Raw genomic sequence first — 18,779 nt, forward strand, 5'->3', positions numbered from 1 at the left:
TCCCGCGCCCGGCACGAACGGCATCCCCATGCCTCACGGCAATCGATCACAAACGGTTACCCGGGCGAGGTGGGGGTGGGGTAGCTGGGGGTAGGGCAAACCCCACCCCTCAGCACCCTACGTACCCCATGGCACGCGGCCCCGCGACCGGGCAGGCTGGGGCGTATGACGGACGATTCCCAGCCCGGTGCTGCTCATGGCGCCCTTGACAGCACCTCACCACCGGCGCCCAGAGCGCCCCTCAGCGCCTGGACCTGGCGGGAAATCGCATACCTTCTGTCCAATTTCCCGTTGGGCGTGGCCGCGTTCGTCGTGGTGGTCGTCTGGCTCACGCTGGGGCTGGGGCTGTCCGTCACAGTGGTCGGGCTGCCGTTGTTGGCGGTAGGGCTGATGGTGTGCCGGCAGTACGGAAAGCTGGAGCGGGCGCGGGCACGGGCGTTGCTCGGGGTGCGGGTGGAGGAGCCGAGTAGGTTGCGGCCGCGCGACCGGGGCTTCTTCCCCTGGCTGTGGACGTGCGTGAAGGATCCGGTCGCCTGGCGGCACGCGCTCTTCGCGTTCATCCGGCTGCCGTGGGCCGTCCTCACCTTCACGCTCACCCTCGTCTCGCTCTTCGTGGCATGGCCCGTGCTGCCGTGGGTGGCCCGTTGGCTGTCGAACGTGGACCGGGCCATGGTGCGCGGACTGCTCTCGCCGTCCGACGAACTGGAGCGGCGGATCGCCGAACTGGAGTCGGACCGGGTGACGGTCACCGATACCGCGGCGGCCGATCTGCGCCGCATCGAGCGCGATCTGCACGACGGCGCGCAGGCCCGGCTGGTCGCCCTGGCCATGGGCCTCGGCCTGGCCAAGGAGAAGCTTCTGGAAGGCCAGGCCGACGAAAGCGTGGCGGCCATGGTGGACGAGGCGCACGGCGAGGTGAAGCTGGCGCTCCAGGAGCTGCGGGATCTGGCCCGGGGCATCCATCCGGCGATCCTTACGGACCGGGGGCTGGGGCCCGCCCTGACCTCACTGGCCGGGCGCTGCACAGTGCCGGTCACGACCTCCGTGGACCTGACCGAGCGGCCCGCGCCCGCCATCGAGGGCATCGCCTACTTCACCGTCTCCGAGCTGCTGCAGAACGTCTCGAAGCACAGTGCGGCGCGGCGAGCGGATGTCGAGGTGTGGCGGGCGGAGGACCGGCTGCTGATCCAGGTGCAGGACGACGGGCGGGGCGGGGCGCGGCTGGACGGCGGCAGCGGGATGGCCGGGCTCGCCGAACGGCTGGGGTCGGTGGACGGGCTGTTCGTGCTGGATTCGCCGGCCGGCGGGCCGACGCGGGTGACGGCGGAGCTGCCGTGGCGGGCGCGGACAGCGGGTACGACGGGCGGCTGACCGCGGCGGGCCACCGCGTCGCCCGGCCTGCACCCGCACCCGCATCTCCGTCACGGACCTTCGCCGATGCGCCCCACCGCAGGTCCGGGGGTGGGGAAAACCCCCGGAGAAGACTGCAAGAAGCCTCATGGTGCGGGCGGCGCCGGTCCCGGACCCTGGACGTAATGCGAACAGATCCGGCACACGGCAGACGTTGGCAGGAGTCCACGCACGGACCGCACACGGCAGAACGGACGACGAGACGATGGATACCGCATACGCACCGCAGCCCCGCGGCTCCCGGGTGCCCGTGGGGCTGCGTGCCCCGTTCTCCGGGCACACCTGGCGGGAGTATCTCTACCTCTTCCTCAGCGTCCCGATGTCCGTCCTGATGTTCTCGTACGCGATAACGGTGATCTCTCTCGGCGCCGGCCTGCTGATCACGTTCCTGGGCATCCCGGTGCTGGCGGGCGGGCTGGCCGGCAGCCGTGCGCTGGGTGCTGTGGAGCGGGCACGGGCCCGCGCGCTGCTGGGCCAGGACGTGGCCGATCCCAAGCCCGTCCGCGCGGCCAAGCCGGGCCTGATGTCCTGGGTCGGGGCCGTGCTGAAGAGCGGGGTCTCCTGGCGGCACCTTCTCTACTCTTTCCTGCACTTCCCGTGGGCCCTGTTCTCCTTCATCTTCTCGACGACCTTCTGGGCCGTGGGCTGGGGACTGCTGGCCTATCCGCTGTGGCGGTGGACGTTCCCCGACTACCTCGACCAGCCGGGCATCCAGCTCTGGGGCAACGGATACGGCAACGGTGTCTACCTCGACACTCCCCTGGAGATAGGGATCACCAGCGCCGTCGGGCTGCTGCTCGTGATGGCGGGGCCGTGGGTGATCCACGGGCTGACGCAGGTGGACCGGGTCATGGTGCATGGCCTGCTGGGCCCGTCCTCCCTCGCCACCCGGGTCTCGGAGCTGGAGTCGGACCGCGGGGTCGTCGTCGACACCGCGGCGGCCGATCTGCGGCGGATAGAGCGCGACCTGCATGACGGCGCTCAGGCCCGGCTGGTCTCGCTCGCCATGGACCTGGGACTGGCCAAGGAGAAGCTGGCAGAGGATCCCGGGGCCGCCGCGAAGATGGTGGACGAGGCCCACGGCGAGGTGAAGATCGCGCTGCAGGAGCTGCGGGACCTGGCCCGCGGGATCCACCCGGCGATCCTGACCGACCGGGGGCTGGGCCCGGCGCTCTCCGCCCTGGCCGCGCGCTGCACGGTGCCGGTGACGGTGACCGTGGATCTGGGCCGGCGCCCGGCCGCGGCGATCGAGGGCATCGCGTACTTCACCGTCTCCGAGCTGCTGCAGAACGTCTCGAAGCACGCACGGGCGACAAGCGCGACGGTGGATGTCTGGCACACCGCGGACCGGATCATGCTTCTGGTGCGGGACGACGGCCGGGGCGGCGCGACCACCGAGATCGGCAGCGGCCTGGCCGGTCTGGCCGAACGGCTCGACTCCGTCGACGGCCTGCTGCTCGTGGACTCCCCGAACGGCGGCCCGACCTCCATAACCGCCGAGCTGCCGTGGCGCGGGTAGCGGCCGGGCCGGGTGGCTAGCGGCCGGCTCTGCCGACCGAGAGCCGGCCGCGGCGGCTGGGCTGGGACGGGGGTCCGGCCCAGCCGCCGCTCCCCCGCTCCCCTCCACCCCTCCCTCGCCCTTCGCCCTTCGCCCCGCCACTCCCCCAATCCCCGTCACTCGCCGCGTCACCGTCCGGATGCTGGGATGCTGGGGCTGGCAGGGTGGGGTGTGACGAGGCATGGGGGAATGTGAGTCGTGGAGGACAGGGTGCGGGTGGTCATCGCCGAGGACTCGGTGCTGCTCCGGGAGGGCCTGACGCGGTTGCTGACCGACCGGGGGCACGATGTCGTGGCGGGCGTGGGGGATGCCGAGGCGCTGATCAAGGTGATCGGGGAGCTGGCGGACGAGGACGCACTGCCGGATGTGGTGGTGGCGGACGTACGGATGCCGCCGACGCACACCGATGAGGGGGTGCGGGCCGCGATCCGGCTGCGCCGGGACCACCCGGATCTGGGGGTGCTGGTGCTCTCGCAGTACGTCGAGGAGCAGTACGCGACGGAGCTGCTGGCCGGTTCGAGCCGGGGCATCGGCTATCTGCTGAAGGACCGGGTCGCCGAGGTGCGGGAGTTCGTCGACGCGGTGGTGCGGGTCGCCCAAGGCGGCACCGCGCTGGACCCGGAGGTCGTCGCGCAGCTGCTCGGCCGCAGCCGTAAGCAGGACGTGCTGGCCAATCTGACGCCGAGGGAGCGGGAGGTGCTCGGGCTGATGGCCGAGGGCCGGACGAACTCCGCGATCGCCCGGCAGCTGGTGGTCAGCGATGGTGCGGTCGAGAAGCACGTCAGCAATATCTTCCTGAAACTGGGCCTGTCGCAGAGTGACGGGGATCACCGGCGGGTGCTCGCGGTACTCACCTATCTCAACTCCTGATCACCTGACACCCTGTCAGATATGCAGGCCGGGGCGGCACCGGCCAAGAACCAGGCCTTTGGTCGTAGAACCAATGGACGAGTCCGGAGCGTCTTGAAGAAGAGGTAACGGGGGCGATGATTTCATGACAAAACGCACCAGAGCAGCGTCTCACCTTGACGTCCAGCATGTGATCGACCCAGGGAAGGCCACCCTTACCCACGTACGATGGATATGGGACAACCGGTCGGTACGACACGTCCCGAGCCCTGCGTCAGGCGGGGACGCCGCACCCCTTGAGGGAGGTCCGAAGCAGTGACGAGCCAGGTCAGTAGCCCAGCCGAGCAGGCCGACGGAGCGCTTGTCGGGGAACAGCGCACTTCCGGTGGCGGTGACGGAGGCAAGGAAGTCCGCCGCCTGGACCGGGTGATCATCCGGTTTGCCGGCGACTCCGGCGACGGTATGCAGCTCACGGGCGACCGGTTCACATCCGAGACGGCTTCGTTCGGCAACGACCTGTCGACGCTGCCGAACTTCCCCGCCGAGATCCGGGCCCCCGCCGGGACCCTGCCGGGCGTCTCCAGCTTCCAGCTGCACTTCGCCGACCACGACATCCTCACGCCCGGTGACGCGCCGAACGTGCTGGTGGCGATGAATCCGGCCGCACTGAAGGCGAACCTCGCGGATGTGCCGCGCGGCGCGGAGATCATCGTCAACACCGATGAGTTCACCAAGCGCCCCATGGCCAAGGTCGGCTATGCGACCAGCCCGCTGGAGGACGGCTCGCTGGAGGCGTACAACGTCCATCCGGTGCCGCTCACCACGCTGACGATCGAGGCGCTCAAGGAATTCGGGCTGTCCCGGAAGGAGGCCGAGCGCAGCAAGAACATGTTCGCGCTGGGTCTGCTGTCGTGGATGTACCACCGGCCGACGGAGGGCACCGAGAAGTTCCTGCGGTCGAAGTTCGCGAAGAAGCCGGATATCGCGGAGGCGAACGTCACGGCGTTCCGGGCGGGCTGGAATTTCGGTGAGACCACCGAGGACTTCGCGGTCTCGTACGAGGTCGCGCCGGCCACAAAGGCGTTCCCGACCGGCACGTACCGCAATATCTCGGGGAATCTCGCGCTGTCGTACGGGCTGGTCGCGGCGGGCCGGCAGGCGGACCTGCCGCTGTATCTGGGCTCGTACCCGATCACCCCGGCCTCCGACATCCTGCACGAACTGTCCAAGCACAAGAACTTCGGTGTGCGGACGTTCCAGGCGGAGGACGAGATCGCCGGAATCGGCGCGGCGCTGGGCGCTGCGTTCGGCGGAGCGCTGGCGGTGACGACCACCTCGGGTCCCGGTGTGGCGCTGAAGTCGGAGACCATCGGCCTCGCGGTCAGTCTTGAACTGCCGCTGCTGATCGTGGACATCCAGCGCGGCGGCCCCTCGACGGGCCTGCCCACCAAGACCGAGCAGGCCGACCTGCTGCAGGCGATGTACGGGCGCAACGGCGAGGCACCGGTGCCGATCGTGGCGCCGCAGACGCCCGCCGACTGCTTCGACGCGGCGGTGGAAGCGGCCCGTATCGCGCTCCAGTACCGCACCCCCGTCTTCCTGCTCTCCGACGGCTATCTGGCCAACGGCTCCGAGCCGTGGCGGATCCCCGACGTCGATGAACTCCCCGACCTGCGCGTCCAGTTCGCGTCCGGGCCCAACCACGAGCTGGCGGACGGCACCGAGGTGTTCTGGCCGTACAAGCGCGATGAGCAGACCCTGGCCCGCCCCTGGGCGGTGCCGGGCACGCCGGGCCTGGAGCACCGTATCGGCGGCATCGAGAAGCAGGACGGCACCGGCAACATCTCCTACGACCCCGCCAACCATGACTTCATGGTGCGCACCCGCCAGGCGAAGGTCGACGGCATCGACGTCCCCGACATCGAGGTCGACGATCCCGCCGACGAGAAGGGCCTGAGCGCCAACACCCTTGTCCTGGGCTGGGGTTCGACGTACGGGCCGATCACCGCCGCGGTACGCCGCGTACGGGGCGCCGGGGAGCGCATCGCGCAGGCCCATCTGCGCCACCTCAACCCCTTCCCGCGGAATCTCGGCGACGTCCTCAAGCGTTACGACAAGGTGATCGTGCCGGAGATGAACCTCGGACAGCTCGCCACTCTGCTGCGCGCCAAGTACCTCGTGGACGCGCGCTCGCACACCCAGGTCAGCGGAATGCCGTTCAAGGCCGAGCAGCTCGCGGAGGTCTTTAAGGAGGCCATCAATGACTGAGACGATCTCGGAGAGCTCCTCACAGATCGAGGCGCTTTCCCTGGTACCCAAGGCCGACGCCAAGCAGTCCATGAAGGACTTCAAGTCCGATCAGGAAGTGCGCTGGTGCCCCGGCTGCGGTGACTACGCCGTCCTCGCCGCCGTCCAGGGCTTTATGCCCGAGCTCGGCCTGGCGAAGGAAAACATCGTCTTCGTTTCCGGCATCGGCTGCTCCTCCCGCTTCCCGTACTACATGAACACCTACGGGATGCACTCCATCCACGGCCGCGCCCCGGCCATCGCCACCGGCCTGGCCTCCTCGCGGCGTGACCTGTCGGTGTGGGTCGTCACCGGTGACGGCGATGCCCTGTCCATCGGCGGCAACCACCTCATCCATGCCCTGCGCCGTAACGTCAACCTCAAGATCCTGCTGTTCAACAACCGGATCTACGGTCTGACCAAGGGCCAGTACAGCCCCACCTCCGAGGTCGGCAAGATCACCAAGTCGACGCCGATGGGCTCGCTGGACGCGCCGTTCAACCCGGTTTCGCTGGCGATCGGCGCCGAGGCGTCCTTCGTGGCCCGGACGGTCGACTCCGACCGCAAGCACCTCACTTCCGTGCTGCGTGCGGCCGCCGCCCACCCCGGGACGGCACTGGTGGAGATCTACCAGAACTGCAACATCTTCAACGACGGCGCGTTCGAGGTCCTCAAGGACAAGGAGAAGGCCCAGGAGGCCGTTATCCGTCTGGAGCACGGCCAGCCGATCCGCTTCGGCCTGCCGGCCGCCGACGGCCTGGGGTCCAAGGGCGTCGTGCGTGACCCGGTCACCGGCGACCTCAAGGTCATCGACGTAGCGGAGGAGGGCGCGGACGGTGTGCTGGTACATGACGCGCACAACCCGTCGCCCACCACGGCCTTCGCCCTCTCCCGGCTCGCCGACCCCGACACGCTGCACCACACCCCGATCGGCGTGCTGCGCAATGTCGACCGGCCGGTTTACGACGCCGAGATGAGCGACCAGCTCGACGCCGCCATCGAGGAGAAGGGCAAGGGCGACCTCGCCTCGCTGCTGGCCGGGAACGACACCTGGACGGTTGTCGGCTGACCGGCACCGGCTGAATTCCCTGCGGGTGTCCGTACGGGAGCGTCTTATGGCGTTCCCCTACGGGCACCCGTTTGGCGTTTCGTGCCGTTCGTGGCGCGTGTGATCGCGGCGCGTCTCTTCTGCGGGTGACCTGCTAGTGCCATGCTTGCGGCCTTCCACTCGCCAGGGGGCAGGACATGAAGTTCGTCGTCGCCGGCGCCACCGGTGCGCTCGGCCGGCTCGTCATCGAGGCGCTGCTGGAGCGCACCGCGCCGGGCGAGGTCGTCGCGGTCGCCCGTGACCGGGCCAAGGCGGCTGATCTCGCGGCGCACGGTGTCGAGGTACGGATCGCGGACTACAACAAGCCAGAGACGCTCCGGGGTGTCTTCGCAGCCGGCGACCGGGTGCTGCTCGTCTCCGGCAACGAGGCCGGGCGACGCGTCGACCAGCACCGGGCGGTCATCGACGCCGCCCGGGAGGCGCGCGTCGCGCTGCTCGCCTACACCAGCGTGCTGGGCGGGCCGACGGCCACCTTCCACATCGCCGAGGAGCACATCGACACCGAGCAGGCGCTCCTCGCGTCCGGCGTGCCGTACTGCCTGCTGCGCAACGGCTGGCCCCACGAGAACTACACCGGGGCGCTCGACACCGCCCTGAAGGCCGGCTCGGTGGTCGGCAGCGCGGGCGCCGGCCGGGTGGCCACCGCCGCGCGCCGCGACTACGCCGAGGCGGCCGCCATCGTCCTCACCGGCACCGGCCACGAGAACTCCGTGTACGAACTGAGCGGCGACACCGCATGGACGATGGCCGAGTACGCGGCCGAGGTGTCCCGGCAGACCGGCCGGAAAATCTCGTACACGGATCTACCGCAGGAGCGGTATGTGGCGCTGATGGTGGACGCGGGTGTGCCGGCGCTGGGCGCGCAGTTGACGGCCGACGCGGACGCCGGGATCGCCCGCGGCGAGCTGGGTACGACGCCCGGTGATCTGTCCCGGCTGCTCGGCCGCCCGACCACATCGATCGCGGAGGCGATCACCGACGCGCTGAGAGAGCTGTAGGGCGGGACCGGCCCTCCCGTCATGACCGTATTCCGATACGGGCATGACAGCGGGGCCGTGCGGCGCTACCTTTCACAGGGTCGACGCAGCACCACGGGGAGGGCCTCTTGCAGTCTCAAAGCGATCAGCGCGCAGGAGTCGCTTTCGGCCTTGCCGCATACGGCATGTGGGGGCTGCTACCGCTCTACTGGCATCTGCTGGGCGCCGCCTCGGCGTCCGAGATCATGGCCCACCGCATGGTGTGGTCGCTGCCCGTCGCCGTCACCATCCTGGCCGTGCTGCGCCGCTGGGCCTGGATACGCCCGCTGCTGCGACAGCCCAAGCGGCTCGGGCTGATCCTGGTCTGTGCCGTCGTCATTTCGGTGAACTGGTTCCTCTACATCTGGGCGGTCAACGCCGGGCATGTACTGGAGGCTTCACTCGGCTACTTCATCAACCCGCTGGTCAGCATCGCCTTCGGCGTCCTGGTGCTGCGGGAGCGGCTGCGTCCGCTCCAGTGGACGGCGGTGGGTGTCGGCACTCTCGCCGTCGTGGTGATGACCGTCGCCTACGGCAAGGTGCCGTGGATCGCTCTCGCGTTGGCCTTCTCGTTCGCGACGTACGGGCTGGTCAAGAAGGGCGTCAAGCTCGACGGCATCGAGGGCTTCAGCGCCGAGACGGCCATGCAGGCGCTGCCCGCACTCGGTTTCCTGATCTTCCTCGGTGTGCACGGTGAGTCCAGTTTCATCACCGGCGGAGTGGGCCAGGCGCTGCTGCTCGCGGGATGCGGAATCGCGACCGCGGTGCCGCTGATCTGCTTCGGTGTGGCGGCGATGCGGCTGCCGCTGTCGACGATCGGGATGATGCAGTACCTGGCGCCGACTTTCCAGTTCGTGCTGGGACTCACGGTCTTCCACGAGGAGATGCCACCTGAGCGCTGGGCCGGTTTCGCGTTGGTGTGGCTGGCTCTTACAGTGCTGACCTGGGATGCGCTGCGGACCGGCCGGCAGGGCCGCGCGGCACTGGCCGACGCCGGGGCACGGGTGGGCGAGGCGGCGGTGACCGCCCTGTCGGAGTCGCCGGAAACGGGCCCGGAGGCGACGCACGGGCCGGTGGCCAAGCCTTGACGCAGGCATGCGTCATGCCGTGACGGCAGGCGTCATTGTCTGACGGCCGCCATCACGCCGTGATGTCCCGTGTCGTGAACCGCGCCCAGGCCGCCGAGCCGAACACGACGGCGTACAACGCCTGCAGGCCGAAGTTTTTCTGAAGCTGGTCCCAGTAGACGGGGTCGCGGAGCAGGTCGGCGAAGGACAGCCAGTAGTGCGGGAAGAGATACGGCTGGATGGCGTCCAGCTGCGGGATCGTGTCCAGGATCTGCACCGTGATCAGCAGGCCGACCGTCGTCGCCATCGCCGCGATACCGCTGTTGGTGAGCGTCGAGATGAACAGGCCGATGGCGGCCACCCCTATGAGGGAGAGCGCCACGACGCAGGCGATGGCCAGCGCGCGCAGCAGCCCCTCGGTGAAGGGCACCGATGTGCCGGAGAGCAGGGTGACATCGCCCAGCGGGAAGAGCAGGGCGCCGGTCACCAGTGCCGATAGCGCCACGACCAGGGTGCCCACCAGGCAGAACGTCATGGTCGTGGCGTATTTGACCAGCAGCAGGCGGGTGCGGCCCGCGGGGGCGACGAGGAGGTAGCGCAGCGTCCCGGCGTTGGCCTCGCCCGCTATGGAGTCGCCCGCGATCACACCGATGGACATCGGGAGGAAGAACGGCAGCGTCATGGCAAGCGAGGTGAAGACCAGGAAGAGCCCGTTGTTGGTGATCTGCGAGATGAACGCCGGGCCGCCGCCACCGCCGCCCGACGACCCGCCGTCGCCGGTCTCGATCTTCACGGCGATGCCGACCAGGATCGGTACGCCGGCGAGCACCGCCAGCAGCGCGAGGGTGCGCCAGCGCCGGAAGGTCGTACCGATCTCGTTGCGCAGCAAGCCCAGCGACCACAGCGGCCGCGGTCGGCGCAGCACCGCCTCAGCCTGCGACATCGAAGCCCTCCCCGGTCAGATGCACAAAGATGTCCTCCAGCGAGGCGCGCTCGGTGCCGAAGGCGCGGACGCGTACGCCGGCATGGACGAGCGCGGCGTTCAGGTCCGCGAGTTCCGGAAGTCCGGCAGCCGGATCGGCGGGCGGCTCGGACGGCAGCTCGCCCGTCACCCGGTCGTCGGTGACTTTGAGGTCGGTCACGCCGTGCTCTTTCAGGACGCGCACCGCGTCCGCCGGGTCGGGGGTCGTCACTGTCAGCCTGCCGAGGCCGGGTGAGTCGAGCACGGTGGCGGAGAGGTCGGCGACCGTGCCCTGGGTGATCAGCCGCCCTCGCGCCATCACCGCGGCGTGGGTGCAGACCTGCTCGATCTCGTCGAGGAGGTGCGAGGAGAGAAAGACGGTGGTGCCGTCCGCCGCCAGCTCCCGGACCAGGGCCCTGATCTCCCGCATGCCCTGCGGGTCGAGGCCGTTGGTCGGCTCATCGAGAACCAGCAGCTCACGGGGCTGAAGCAGGGCCGCGGCCAGCCCCAGGCGCTGCTTCATGCCGAGGGAGTAGGCGCGCGCCTTCTTGCCGGCCGCGGCGGCCAGGCCCACCCGCTCCAGTGCACGGCCGACCCGCTCCACGCGGGTGCGGGGATCGGCGGCCGGGTCGGCGGCGTCGAAGCGCAGCAGATTGTCGCGGCCACTGAGGAAGCCGTAGAGGGCCGGGCCTTCGATGAGCGCTCCGACCCTGGGGAGCACCCGGCGGCCCGCGCCGGGCATCGGCTGCCCGAGCACCCGCGCGCTGCCGGCGGTCGGTTCGATCAAGCCCATCAGCATCCGGATGGTGGTGGTCTTGCCGGAGCCGTTGGGGCCGAGGAAGCCGAAGACGCTGCCGCGCGGTACGGCCAGATCCAGGCCGTCCACAGCGAGCTGACCGCCGCGGTACGCCTTGGTCAGCCCGCGCGTCTCGATCACCCGGTCCCCGGCGGGCGGGTGTTCGCGTTCGTGCCCCGTGTGCGGCTGCGTCATCGGCTCCCCAGCTGTCGTGGCGTATGGCATGTGGCGCATGGCGTATGAAGCCCTGGCTGCGCCGCGCCACCCGCGGACGGATGGCGCGGCGGTCCCCTCGGCTACTGCCGTCAGCTGCGCCGTCGCCTACTGCCCCGTTACACCATCCGTTACTTCGCGGCGTTGGCCGCGGCTATCAGGGACTGCTTGTCGACGGCGCCGACATAGATCGTGCCGTCGTCCGTCAGCAGGGCATTGACCAGGCGAGTGCTGAAGACCCGGCCGGAACCGAAGGAGCCGGTCACCTTGTCGCCGATGCTGTCGAGGAATGTGCCCGCGTCGCCGGCGGCGCCCTGCTCCTTGCCGGAAGGCAGACCGGAGCCGGAGCCCTTGATCGTGGCGATGGACGTCCAGCCCTTGCCGATGATGTCGAAGCCGTCCGGGCCGCCCGCGAAGTCCTTCAGATCCTTGCGGTTCTTGACGTCCTTGCCGGCCTCGAAGTCCTTCCGCGTCTTCGCGCCTTCCTTGTCACCGTCGACGACCTCGGCGCCCTTGGGCGGCGTGAAGGAGAACGTGCTCGCATCGGGCTTGGCGAAGTCGACGTTGGTGAAGCCCGCGTCGATCGCGGCCGCGCCGCCGCTCTTGGGAGTGAGGGTGAACTTCAGCGGGACGCCGTTCTCGGCGTCCACCGAGATCCGTATCGAGCCGATCGTCGAGCCGGACTGCTTGGGCTTGATTGCCAGCTGGTAGGCGTCCCGCCCGGCGACCTTGGCTGTGCCGTCGACCGTGACCGAGGTGGTGTCGCCCGCCGCCTTGAGGGCCTCCTTCGCGAGGTCCTGCGGGGTGGCGTTCTTCAGGCCCTTGGGAAGGCCCTCGGGCCGGCCCTTGTGCCCCTCGTGGTGCTTGCCGCGCTTGGCGCCGTCGGCCGTGCTGTGTACGGCGGTGTTGCTGCCGCTGTCGTACGCCCAGACATCGGAGCCGTTGTGGACGATGCTGTATTCGGCGGCCTTGTCGACGATCGAGACCCGATGCTTGTCGGGGCCGTCGGCGGCGACGCGCAGCGTGTGCGCACCGGATGCCAGCTCCATCAGCTTGTTCTGCGGCGACGCGGACGCGCCGTCCTCGCCCTTCTCGCCGCCGCCCTCGCCCTCGCCGCCGAACGCGCCGGCGCTGCCGCCGCCCGGCAGGGAGGGCAGGCCCAGGTCCGTATTGATCCGGACCGTGCCGGACAGCTGCTGGACGTCCGATTTGGCTATCTTGGCGATCAGGTCCTGCGCCGAGATCTTCGGCAGATCGGGAGATCCGACACCGGCGAACGCCGGGACCAGCCCGATCGTCGCCGCCGCAACCCCCGCCACCGCGACCGGCACTGCGTACCGCACCGCCTTACGGCGCTTCGGTGAGCGCCCCCCGTCCCATCCGTCGGTGACCTCTGTCGGTTCGTTCAGTGGCATGTGCCGTACCTCCGTCGTATGCGGCGGTTGCTGCGCGATGCACTCGCCCACCCCTCGGGCTCATTGTGAACCGTCCGCCGTGCTCTGGTGCTTCCCATCCCACCAAATCGCACGGCACAAAGCGTCAACCCGCGGAAGCAACTCGTCGTACTGCTGAGGGATGACGCCCGGCCACCTCACAGTGGACTCCGTACAACCGGAGTCTGATCACTCCCTAGGGGACGGCCACAATGTGACGGCGCGTCATGCCGGAGGTTGACCGGGGGTTGACCGGAGGTTGAGACGACGGGTGAGCTGAAAGTTGAGGGCGCCCCCGTTCCGAGGTGAGCCCCTCACCCACCCCGCGACTCACCCCGCGCGGTACACCACCGAGTCACACAGCCCCTCAAGCGCCGTCTTGGCCATGCAGGACGGCAGCGGCGCCAGCGTCGCGCGGGCCTCTTCCGCGTAGCGCACGGTGTCGCGGCGGGCCTGCTCCAGCGCCGGGTGGGCGCGCAGCCCGGCCAGCGCCTCGGCGTGCCGGGCGTCGTCGGTGAGGTCGCCGGCCAGCAGATCGCACAGCGCGCGGTCCTCAGCCGTACCGGATTCGCCCTCGGCCAGCGCGCGCAGGTGCAGCACCGGCAGCGTCGGAATGCCCTCGCGCAGGTCCGTGCCGGGCGTCTTGCCAGACTCGTGGGAGTCGCTGGAGATGTCCAGGACATCGTCCGCCAGCTGGAACGCGGTGCCCAGCCGCTCGCCGTACTGGGTGAGGATGTTGACCACCGACTCCTCGGCGCCGGACATCATCGCGCCGAGGCGGCCCGAGACGGCGACCAGCGAGCCGGTCTTGCCCGCGAGGACGTCCAGATAGTGGTCGATGGGGTCGCGGCCGTCGCGCGGGCCCGCGGTCTCCAGGATCTGGCCGGTCACCAGGCGCTCGAACGCCTCGGCCTGGATCCGGACCGCCTCGGGCCCGAGGTCGGCGAGGATGTGCGAGGCGCGGGCGAAGAGGAAGTCGCCGGTCAGGACCGCGACGGAGTTGCCCCAGCGGGCGTTGGCGCTGGCCACGCCGCGGCGCACATCGGCCTCGTCCATCACGTCGTCGTGGTAGAGCGTCGCCAGATGCGTCAGCTCCACGACGACGGCCGAGGGCACCAGCCCGGGGCTGTACGGATCACCGAATTGCGCGGCCAACATCACCAGCAGCGGCCGGAACCGCTTGCCTCCCGCGCGCACGAGATGCTGCGCGGCTTCGGTGATGAACGGCACGTCGCTCTTGGTGGCCTCCAGCAGGCCCTCCTCGACAGCCGCCAATCCGGCCTGGACATCGGCCTCAAGAGCCTGGTCCCGCACGCTCAGCCCGAAGGGCCCGCCGACGGTCACGAGGGGTACTCCTGTCTGCTGACGATCAAACCTAATGTCGATCTGTCGCTGTCTCCACCATTGGCCAGCGTATCCGGTCGCACTTCGATCACCGTGAGCGCCCGCCCCCCGAACCACCGGGAACCACACCGACCCACCGGGCGGTATGTTCTTGATCCCCTCATTGAGGAGGGTTTGCCGTGGCATGCATGAGCCGCGATGAGGGACTGCCGTGGCACGGATGTGCCGTGGAAGCGGTGCACGGTGACAGGCGTGTGCCGTACGAGACGTGTGTGGTGACAGGCGCATGCCGTGCGGGAACGCGTGCGGTGACAGGCGTACGCCGTACCAGAGAGGCCGTCGGCTCACCCGTACGTGCGCGCCACCGCCCGCGCCAGCCGCGGTGAGGCGAACTCCGTGCCACAGACGAAGCGCATGACCGGGCCGAACGACGCGGCCGCCGGCAGCCCCGTGAAGTACAGCCCCGGTACCGACGAGCCGAATCCGGCGTCCAGCAGCGGCCCGCCGGCCCGCACCGCGATCTCCGTACGCAGGCTCTCGCCCAGGAAGTCCAGTGCCGCCAGGTCCATGCGGTAGCCGGTCGCGGCCAGCACATGGTCGGCGGTGACTTCACCGCCGAGGCCGTTCGCCGTGCCCTCGCCGCCCCGGAGTGCCAGCACCGGACGGCCGTCCCGGATGCGGGCCCGTACGATCCGCGTCCCCTCGGTCACCTGCACCCGCCCGACGAAGCGGTCCCGCAGCCACCACGCGCCCAGCGGGCCGAGCACCCGCTGCACGAGGAAGCGGCGTGCGGGCACCGGCAGATGGCGGAACGCCCCCGCGTAGTACGTCAGCGCGTACAGCGACCAGGCGTTGCCGAACGGCGTACGCGGCCGGAGGCGGGGCTGGCGGTCCGGCGGCGCCCCGAAGCCCACCGCCGCCCGTCCGCGCGCCACCACCCGCACGGACGCCGCGCCCGCCTCCGCCAGCAGCGCCGCGCTCTCCAGGGCCGACTGCCCGGCGCCCACCACGATCACGTCCCGGCCGGCCAGCTCCGACAGATCGCGATGCTGCGAGCTGTGCGAGACCGGCCCCGTGGCGGACGGCCCCTCCGGGACGGCGGCGGCAAGTTCGGGTGGCAGATACGCGATCCCGGTCAGGCCGGTGGCGACGACCACCGCCCGGGCGGCGGCCTGCTCACCGCTGTCCAGCTTCAGCTCGAAGCCATCGGGCCCCCGGTCCACCGAGACGACCCGGACCCGCTCCAGCTCCGGGAGCAGCCGCTCCTGCACCCATTGCCCGTACCGGACGAACGTCTCGACGGGGATGACGTCCCAGTCGGACTCGTAGCGGCCCTCCCCCGTCGCCGCGCAGAATTCGCCGAGGGTGTGCCCGGCCTCCGGGGTGTCGATGGTGGACGCGGCGGGCGTCGACTTGAGCAGCATGCCCGCGGGCATCCGCGCCTGCCAGCTCACCATCGGCTGCCCGAAGACCCGCACCGTCAGGCCGCGCGCCCGAAGGTGCGCGGCCGTCGACAGGCCGTACGGGCCGGCCCCGATGACCGCTACCGGAGTGCTCACTTCGGTCCTCCCTGAGGTGCGCCGGTACCGCGCCGACGCTGTGCCGATATGCGCTGTTTGCTCGCGCTTGCCCTATCCCTGCTGCTGCGCGGCCGCTCTCTTCGTCCGCCGCAACTGCGCCAAGTGCCGGGCGCCCGGCCCGACGCACCGGGCGAGCATCGTGAAGAACGGCAGCGGATCGTCGGCCGCGAACCACGCCAGCTCCGTTCCGGCCGCCCGATCCGGCGCGTACGGTGCGGTGTGGCCGCGGCGGCGGTACACAAGGCGCGCGGGCAGATCGATGTTCTCGACCACGAAGCGGTGCCCGGCGCGCTGTTCGCCCTGCGGGACGGTGCGCCCGGTGAGATCCAGATGCTGGGCGCGTACGACATCCACCCCGGCCGCGTTCTCGAAGAGCCGGAACTGCGCGCCCATCCGCGGGTTGAAGTCCAGCAGCTTGTACCGCCCGTCGCGGCGGTCGAAGCGCCAGTCCAGGTCGGCGGTCCCGCTGAAGCCGATGCGTTTGACGAACCGGGCCGTCATCTCGGCCAGTTCGGGGTTGTCGACGACATACGCGCAGGCCGTCATGCCGGCGTAGGGCGGCCAGGAGCGCACCTTGACCCCGGTGAACAGGGCGAGCGCCGCGCCGGCCGCGTCGAAATACGCGTGCACGATCCAGTCCTCGGCGTCCTCCCGCGGCAGATACTCCTGGAGGATCACGCCTGGTTGCGGGCCCCAGTTGCGTGCCAGGTCCAGCAGTTGGGCCGGCCCGCCGATCCGCGTCGTCCCGGAGACCGCGGGCCACCGGCGCCGCAGGAACGCCTCGCGGTTCTTGGCCACCACCGGGAAGCGCGCCTGGCCGGCGTACGCCTCGATGTCCGCGTACGACCGGGGGAAGGCGGACGCCGGTGAGGACACTCCGTGTTCGGTGCAGAGGTCGTGCAGCCCCTCTTTGCTGGCCAGGCGGCGGGGCAGCGCCGCCGGCACCCGGGGGACGCGAAACGAGCCGGCGAGCGCGGTGGCATGTTCGGCGATCAGCACGGCCGCCTCCTCGTCGGTCGGGACCAGCACCGCGGGCCGACCGATCCGGCGGCCGATCCGCAGCAGCCCCTCCACCAACCGGCCCGGTTCCTCGCGCCCGGTGGTCGGCCACACAAAGCGGCCCTTCAGGTAGCGGGAGGCAGCGGCGGGCGTGCAGCGGTCCTCGGTGATGGCGTACATGGGCACGCCGAGCCGCCCCAGGCTGCGGATCGCGCCCACACCGCCGTGGTGCAGGGGGTATGCACCGATCTTCACGATCAGCGCCGGAACGCTCCGGTCGACTGCGAGCGGCTGCCGTGCAAGCCGTGCGCGACTGAGAGCCACCTGTACCCCCCAACGGCGGAGGCCCCGCCCCGGCCCGTGCCCGCAAAGGACGCTAGGCCCGAATTGTGCGGTGCGGCAAGGGTTTTCCTGACATTGCGCGGGGTGGGGCGAGAGAGTGTTGTGAGGTGTCCGATCGAAGCCGGTCGCGGTCCACCACCCCCGGCCAACCTCTCCGCGAGTTATCCACAGGTCATCCCACCGCCCCCCGCCCCGCCGTACCCTGATCGTCGGACCGACCGGGCTCACCGGCCCGGCGGACCGCCGACCGACCGGCCCGGCCACCCGACGCCAGGCCGGCCCGGCCGCCCACCGGCGACGACGAACGCGAGGAGCTGTCCATGCCCGATCAGCGCCCGGAGCAGAGCGCGGAGCAGAGCCCGTTCGACCTGGCCGAAGGCGATCCCTTCGGCCCGTACACCCTCCCCTACGGCGTGTTCAGTACAGCCGACGCGCCCGGCCTGCACCGGATCGGTGTCCGCTACGGCCACCATGTCCTCGACCTCAGCGCGCTGCCGAGCGCACTGCCCGCCGTCGTCCCGCCGCCGCACGCCGAGCTGCTCGCCGCGCCGACCCTCAACCCGCTGCTGGCCGCCGGCCGTACCGTCTGGCAGGAAGTCCGCGCGGCCGTCCGCACCGCCGTGACGGACCCCGCGCACCGCACCGCCGTGACCCCGCTCCTCCACCCGCTGGCCGGCGTCACCCTGCACCTCCCCTTCGAGGTCGCCGACTACGTCGACTTCTACGCCAGCGAGCACCACGCCACCAACGTCGGCCGGATCTTCCGCCCCAACGGCGCGGCGCTGCCCCCCAACTGGAAGCATCTGCCGATCGGTTACCACGGCCGGTCCGGCACCATCTTCGCCACCGGCACCCCGGTCGTACGCCCCAACGGCCAGCGCAAGGCCCCGGACGACGCCGTGCCGACCTTCGGCCCGTCGACCCGCCTGGACATCGAGGCCGAGGTCGGCTTCGTCGTCGGCACGCCCTCCACCCTCCATGAACCGGTCGGCCTCAACGGCTTCCGCGACCATGTCTTCGGCGTCTGCCTCGTCAACGACTGGTCCGCGCGCGACATCCAGGCCTGGGAGTACGTGCCGCTCGGCCCCTTCCTGGGCAAGTCCTTCGCGACCTCCGTCTCCGCCTGGATCACCCCGCTCGACGCCTTCGACGAGGCCCGTACGCCGCCGCCCGCCCGGGACTTCCCGCTCCTTCCCTACCTCGACGACTCGGCCACGGAAGCGGGCGGCATCGACCTGCGCATCGAGGTGCGCATCAACGGCGAGACGGTCTCCCGGCCGCCGTTCTCAGCGATGTACTGGACGGCCGCCCAGCAGCTCGCCCATATGACGGTCAACGGCGCCTCGCTGCGCACCGGTGATCTCTTCGCCTCCGGTACGGTCTCCGGGCCCGAGCCCGACCAGCTGGGCTGCCTGCTCGAACTCACCCAGGGCAAGGGCCCCTACCTCCAGGACGGCGACGAGGTCACCCTCACCGCGTGGGCACCGGGGCCGGACGGCGCCCGGATCGGCCTGGGCGAGGTCGTGGGGCGTGTACTGCCGGCACCGGAGCTGGGTACCGAAGCCGCCGCCGGCGCAGCCGCCCCGGGCCGCGAGGCGCCATGACGGGTGGCGTCCGGCCCGATCTGCCCGGCCGACCTGGAGACGGCCGGGCGGATCGCCGTCGAGCAGGACAAGAGCCCAGCGTCGAATGCGGGAGGGGATGGAGAAGGGAGGGTGCTGAGGCGTAGGGGCCTCCTAACCCCCGCCCCCTTCACCCCAATTCGCCCTTCCTGCCCCGCTTCCACGTCACGGCCGCACACCAACTCCGTACCGGCG

14 protein-coding genes are annotated in these 18,779 nt (G+C 70.5%); 8 read left to right on the forward strand and 6 right to left on the reverse strand.

The window, feature by feature from the left end; translation table 11 throughout:
• The first annotated feature begins 165 nt into the window (after window positions 1-165).
• The 7 genes from AB0I10_RS01970 to rarD all read left to right on the forward strand — a co-directional run bounded on the left by AB0I10_RS01970 (window position 166) and on the right by rarD (window position 9,315).
• Window positions 166-1,371, forward strand: coding sequence for a sensor domain-containing protein (locus AB0I10_RS01970; RefSeq protein ID WP_363150293.1), 1,206 nt, complete (start codon window positions 166-168; stop codon window positions 1,369-1,371).
• A 244-nt stretch (window positions 1,372-1,615) separates the two neighbouring features.
• The gene (locus AB0I10_RS01975; RefSeq protein ID WP_363150294.1) at window positions 1,616-2,929 is read left to right on the forward strand and encodes a sensor domain-containing protein; all 1,314 of its coding nucleotides are present in this window, start codon (window positions 1,616-1,618) and stop codon (window positions 2,927-2,929) included.
• A gap of 249 nt (window positions 2,930-3,178) precedes the next feature.
• Complete coding sequence (locus AB0I10_RS01980) at window positions 3,179-3,838, forward strand: response regulator transcription factor (RefSeq protein ID WP_363150420.1); 660 nt, start codon at window positions 3,179-3,181, stop codon at window positions 3,836-3,838.
• A 294-nt stretch (window positions 3,839-4,132) separates the two neighbouring features.
• Complete coding sequence (locus AB0I10_RS01985; RefSeq protein ID WP_363150295.1) at window positions 4,133-6,085, forward strand: 2-oxoacid:acceptor oxidoreductase subunit alpha; 1,953 nt, start codon at window positions 4,133-4,135, stop codon at window positions 6,083-6,085.
• Window positions 6,078-7,172 carry a 2-oxoacid:ferredoxin oxidoreductase subunit beta gene (locus AB0I10_RS01990; protein ID WP_363150296.1) on the forward strand — a complete coding sequence of 365 codons (1,095 nt, stop codon included), beginning with the start codon at window positions 6,078-6,080 and terminating at the stop codon, window positions 7,170-7,172. Before AB0I10_RS01985 ends, AB0I10_RS01990 begins: the two co-directional genes overlap by 8 nt.
• A 176-nt stretch (window positions 7,173-7,348) precedes the next feature.
• Window positions 7,349-8,209: an SDR family oxidoreductase gene (locus AB0I10_RS01995; RefSeq protein ID WP_363150297.1), complete on the forward strand. Its 861-nt coding sequence runs from the start codon at window positions 7,349-7,351 to the stop codon at window positions 8,207-8,209.
• Between the two features lie 107 nt (window positions 8,210-8,316).
• Window positions 8,317-9,315 carry an EamA family transporter RarD gene (gene rarD, locus AB0I10_RS02000; RefSeq protein WP_363150298.1) on the forward strand — a complete coding sequence of 333 codons (999 nt, stop codon included), beginning with the start codon at window positions 8,317-8,319 and terminating at the stop codon, window positions 9,313-9,315.
• Window positions 9,316-9,367: 52 nt separating this feature from the next.
• Here rarD and AB0I10_RS02005 read toward each other — a convergent pair whose 3' ends face one another.
• From AB0I10_RS02005 to AB0I10_RS02030, 6 genes are all read right to left on the reverse strand, one after another.
• Window positions 9,368-10,237, reverse strand: a complete 870-nt coding sequence (locus tag AB0I10_RS02005; protein WP_363150299.1) for an ABC transporter permease — start codon at window positions 10,235-10,237, stop codon at window positions 9,368-9,370.
• Complete coding sequence (locus tag AB0I10_RS02010; protein ID WP_363150300.1) at window positions 10,224-11,246, reverse strand: ABC transporter ATP-binding protein; 1,023 nt, start codon at window positions 11,244-11,246, stop codon at window positions 10,224-10,226. Before AB0I10_RS02010 ends, AB0I10_RS02005 begins: the two co-directional genes overlap by 14 nt.
• Window positions 11,247-11,395: 149 nt before the next feature.
• Window positions 11,396-12,679, reverse strand: coding sequence for a DUF2092 domain-containing protein (locus tag AB0I10_RS02015; RefSeq protein ID WP_363150301.1), 1,284 nt, complete (start codon window positions 12,677-12,679; stop codon window positions 11,396-11,398).
• Between the two features lie 348 nt (window positions 12,680-13,027).
• Complete coding sequence (locus AB0I10_RS02020) at window positions 13,028-14,041, reverse strand: polyprenyl synthetase family protein (protein WP_363150302.1); 1,014 nt, start codon at window positions 14,039-14,041, stop codon at window positions 13,028-13,030.
• Window positions 14,042-14,385: 344 nt separating this feature from the next.
• A complete protein-coding gene (locus AB0I10_RS02025) occupies window positions 14,386-15,600 on the reverse strand; it encodes an FAD-dependent oxidoreductase (RefSeq protein ID WP_363150303.1) in 1,215 nt (404 codons plus the stop codon).
• A gap of 72 nt (window positions 15,601-15,672) precedes the next feature.
• Window positions 15,673-16,875, reverse strand: coding sequence for an ATP-grasp domain-containing protein (locus AB0I10_RS02030; protein ID WP_363150304.1), 1,203 nt, complete (start codon window positions 16,873-16,875; stop codon window positions 15,673-15,675).
• A 407-nt stretch (window positions 16,876-17,282) separates the two neighbouring features.
• Between AB0I10_RS02030 and fahA the strand changes: the two genes are divergently transcribed.
• Window positions 17,283-18,566, forward strand: a complete 1,284-nt coding sequence (fahA, locus tag AB0I10_RS02035; protein ID WP_363150305.1) for a fumarylacetoacetase — start codon at window positions 17,283-17,285, stop codon at window positions 18,564-18,566.
• Window positions 18,567-18,779: the final 213 nt, after the last annotated feature.

Origin of the sequence: Streptomyces sp. NPDC050636, assembly GCF_040654775.1 — a bacterium.
Lineage (GTDB): Bacteria > Actinomycetota > Actinomycetes > Streptomycetales > Streptomycetaceae > Streptomyces.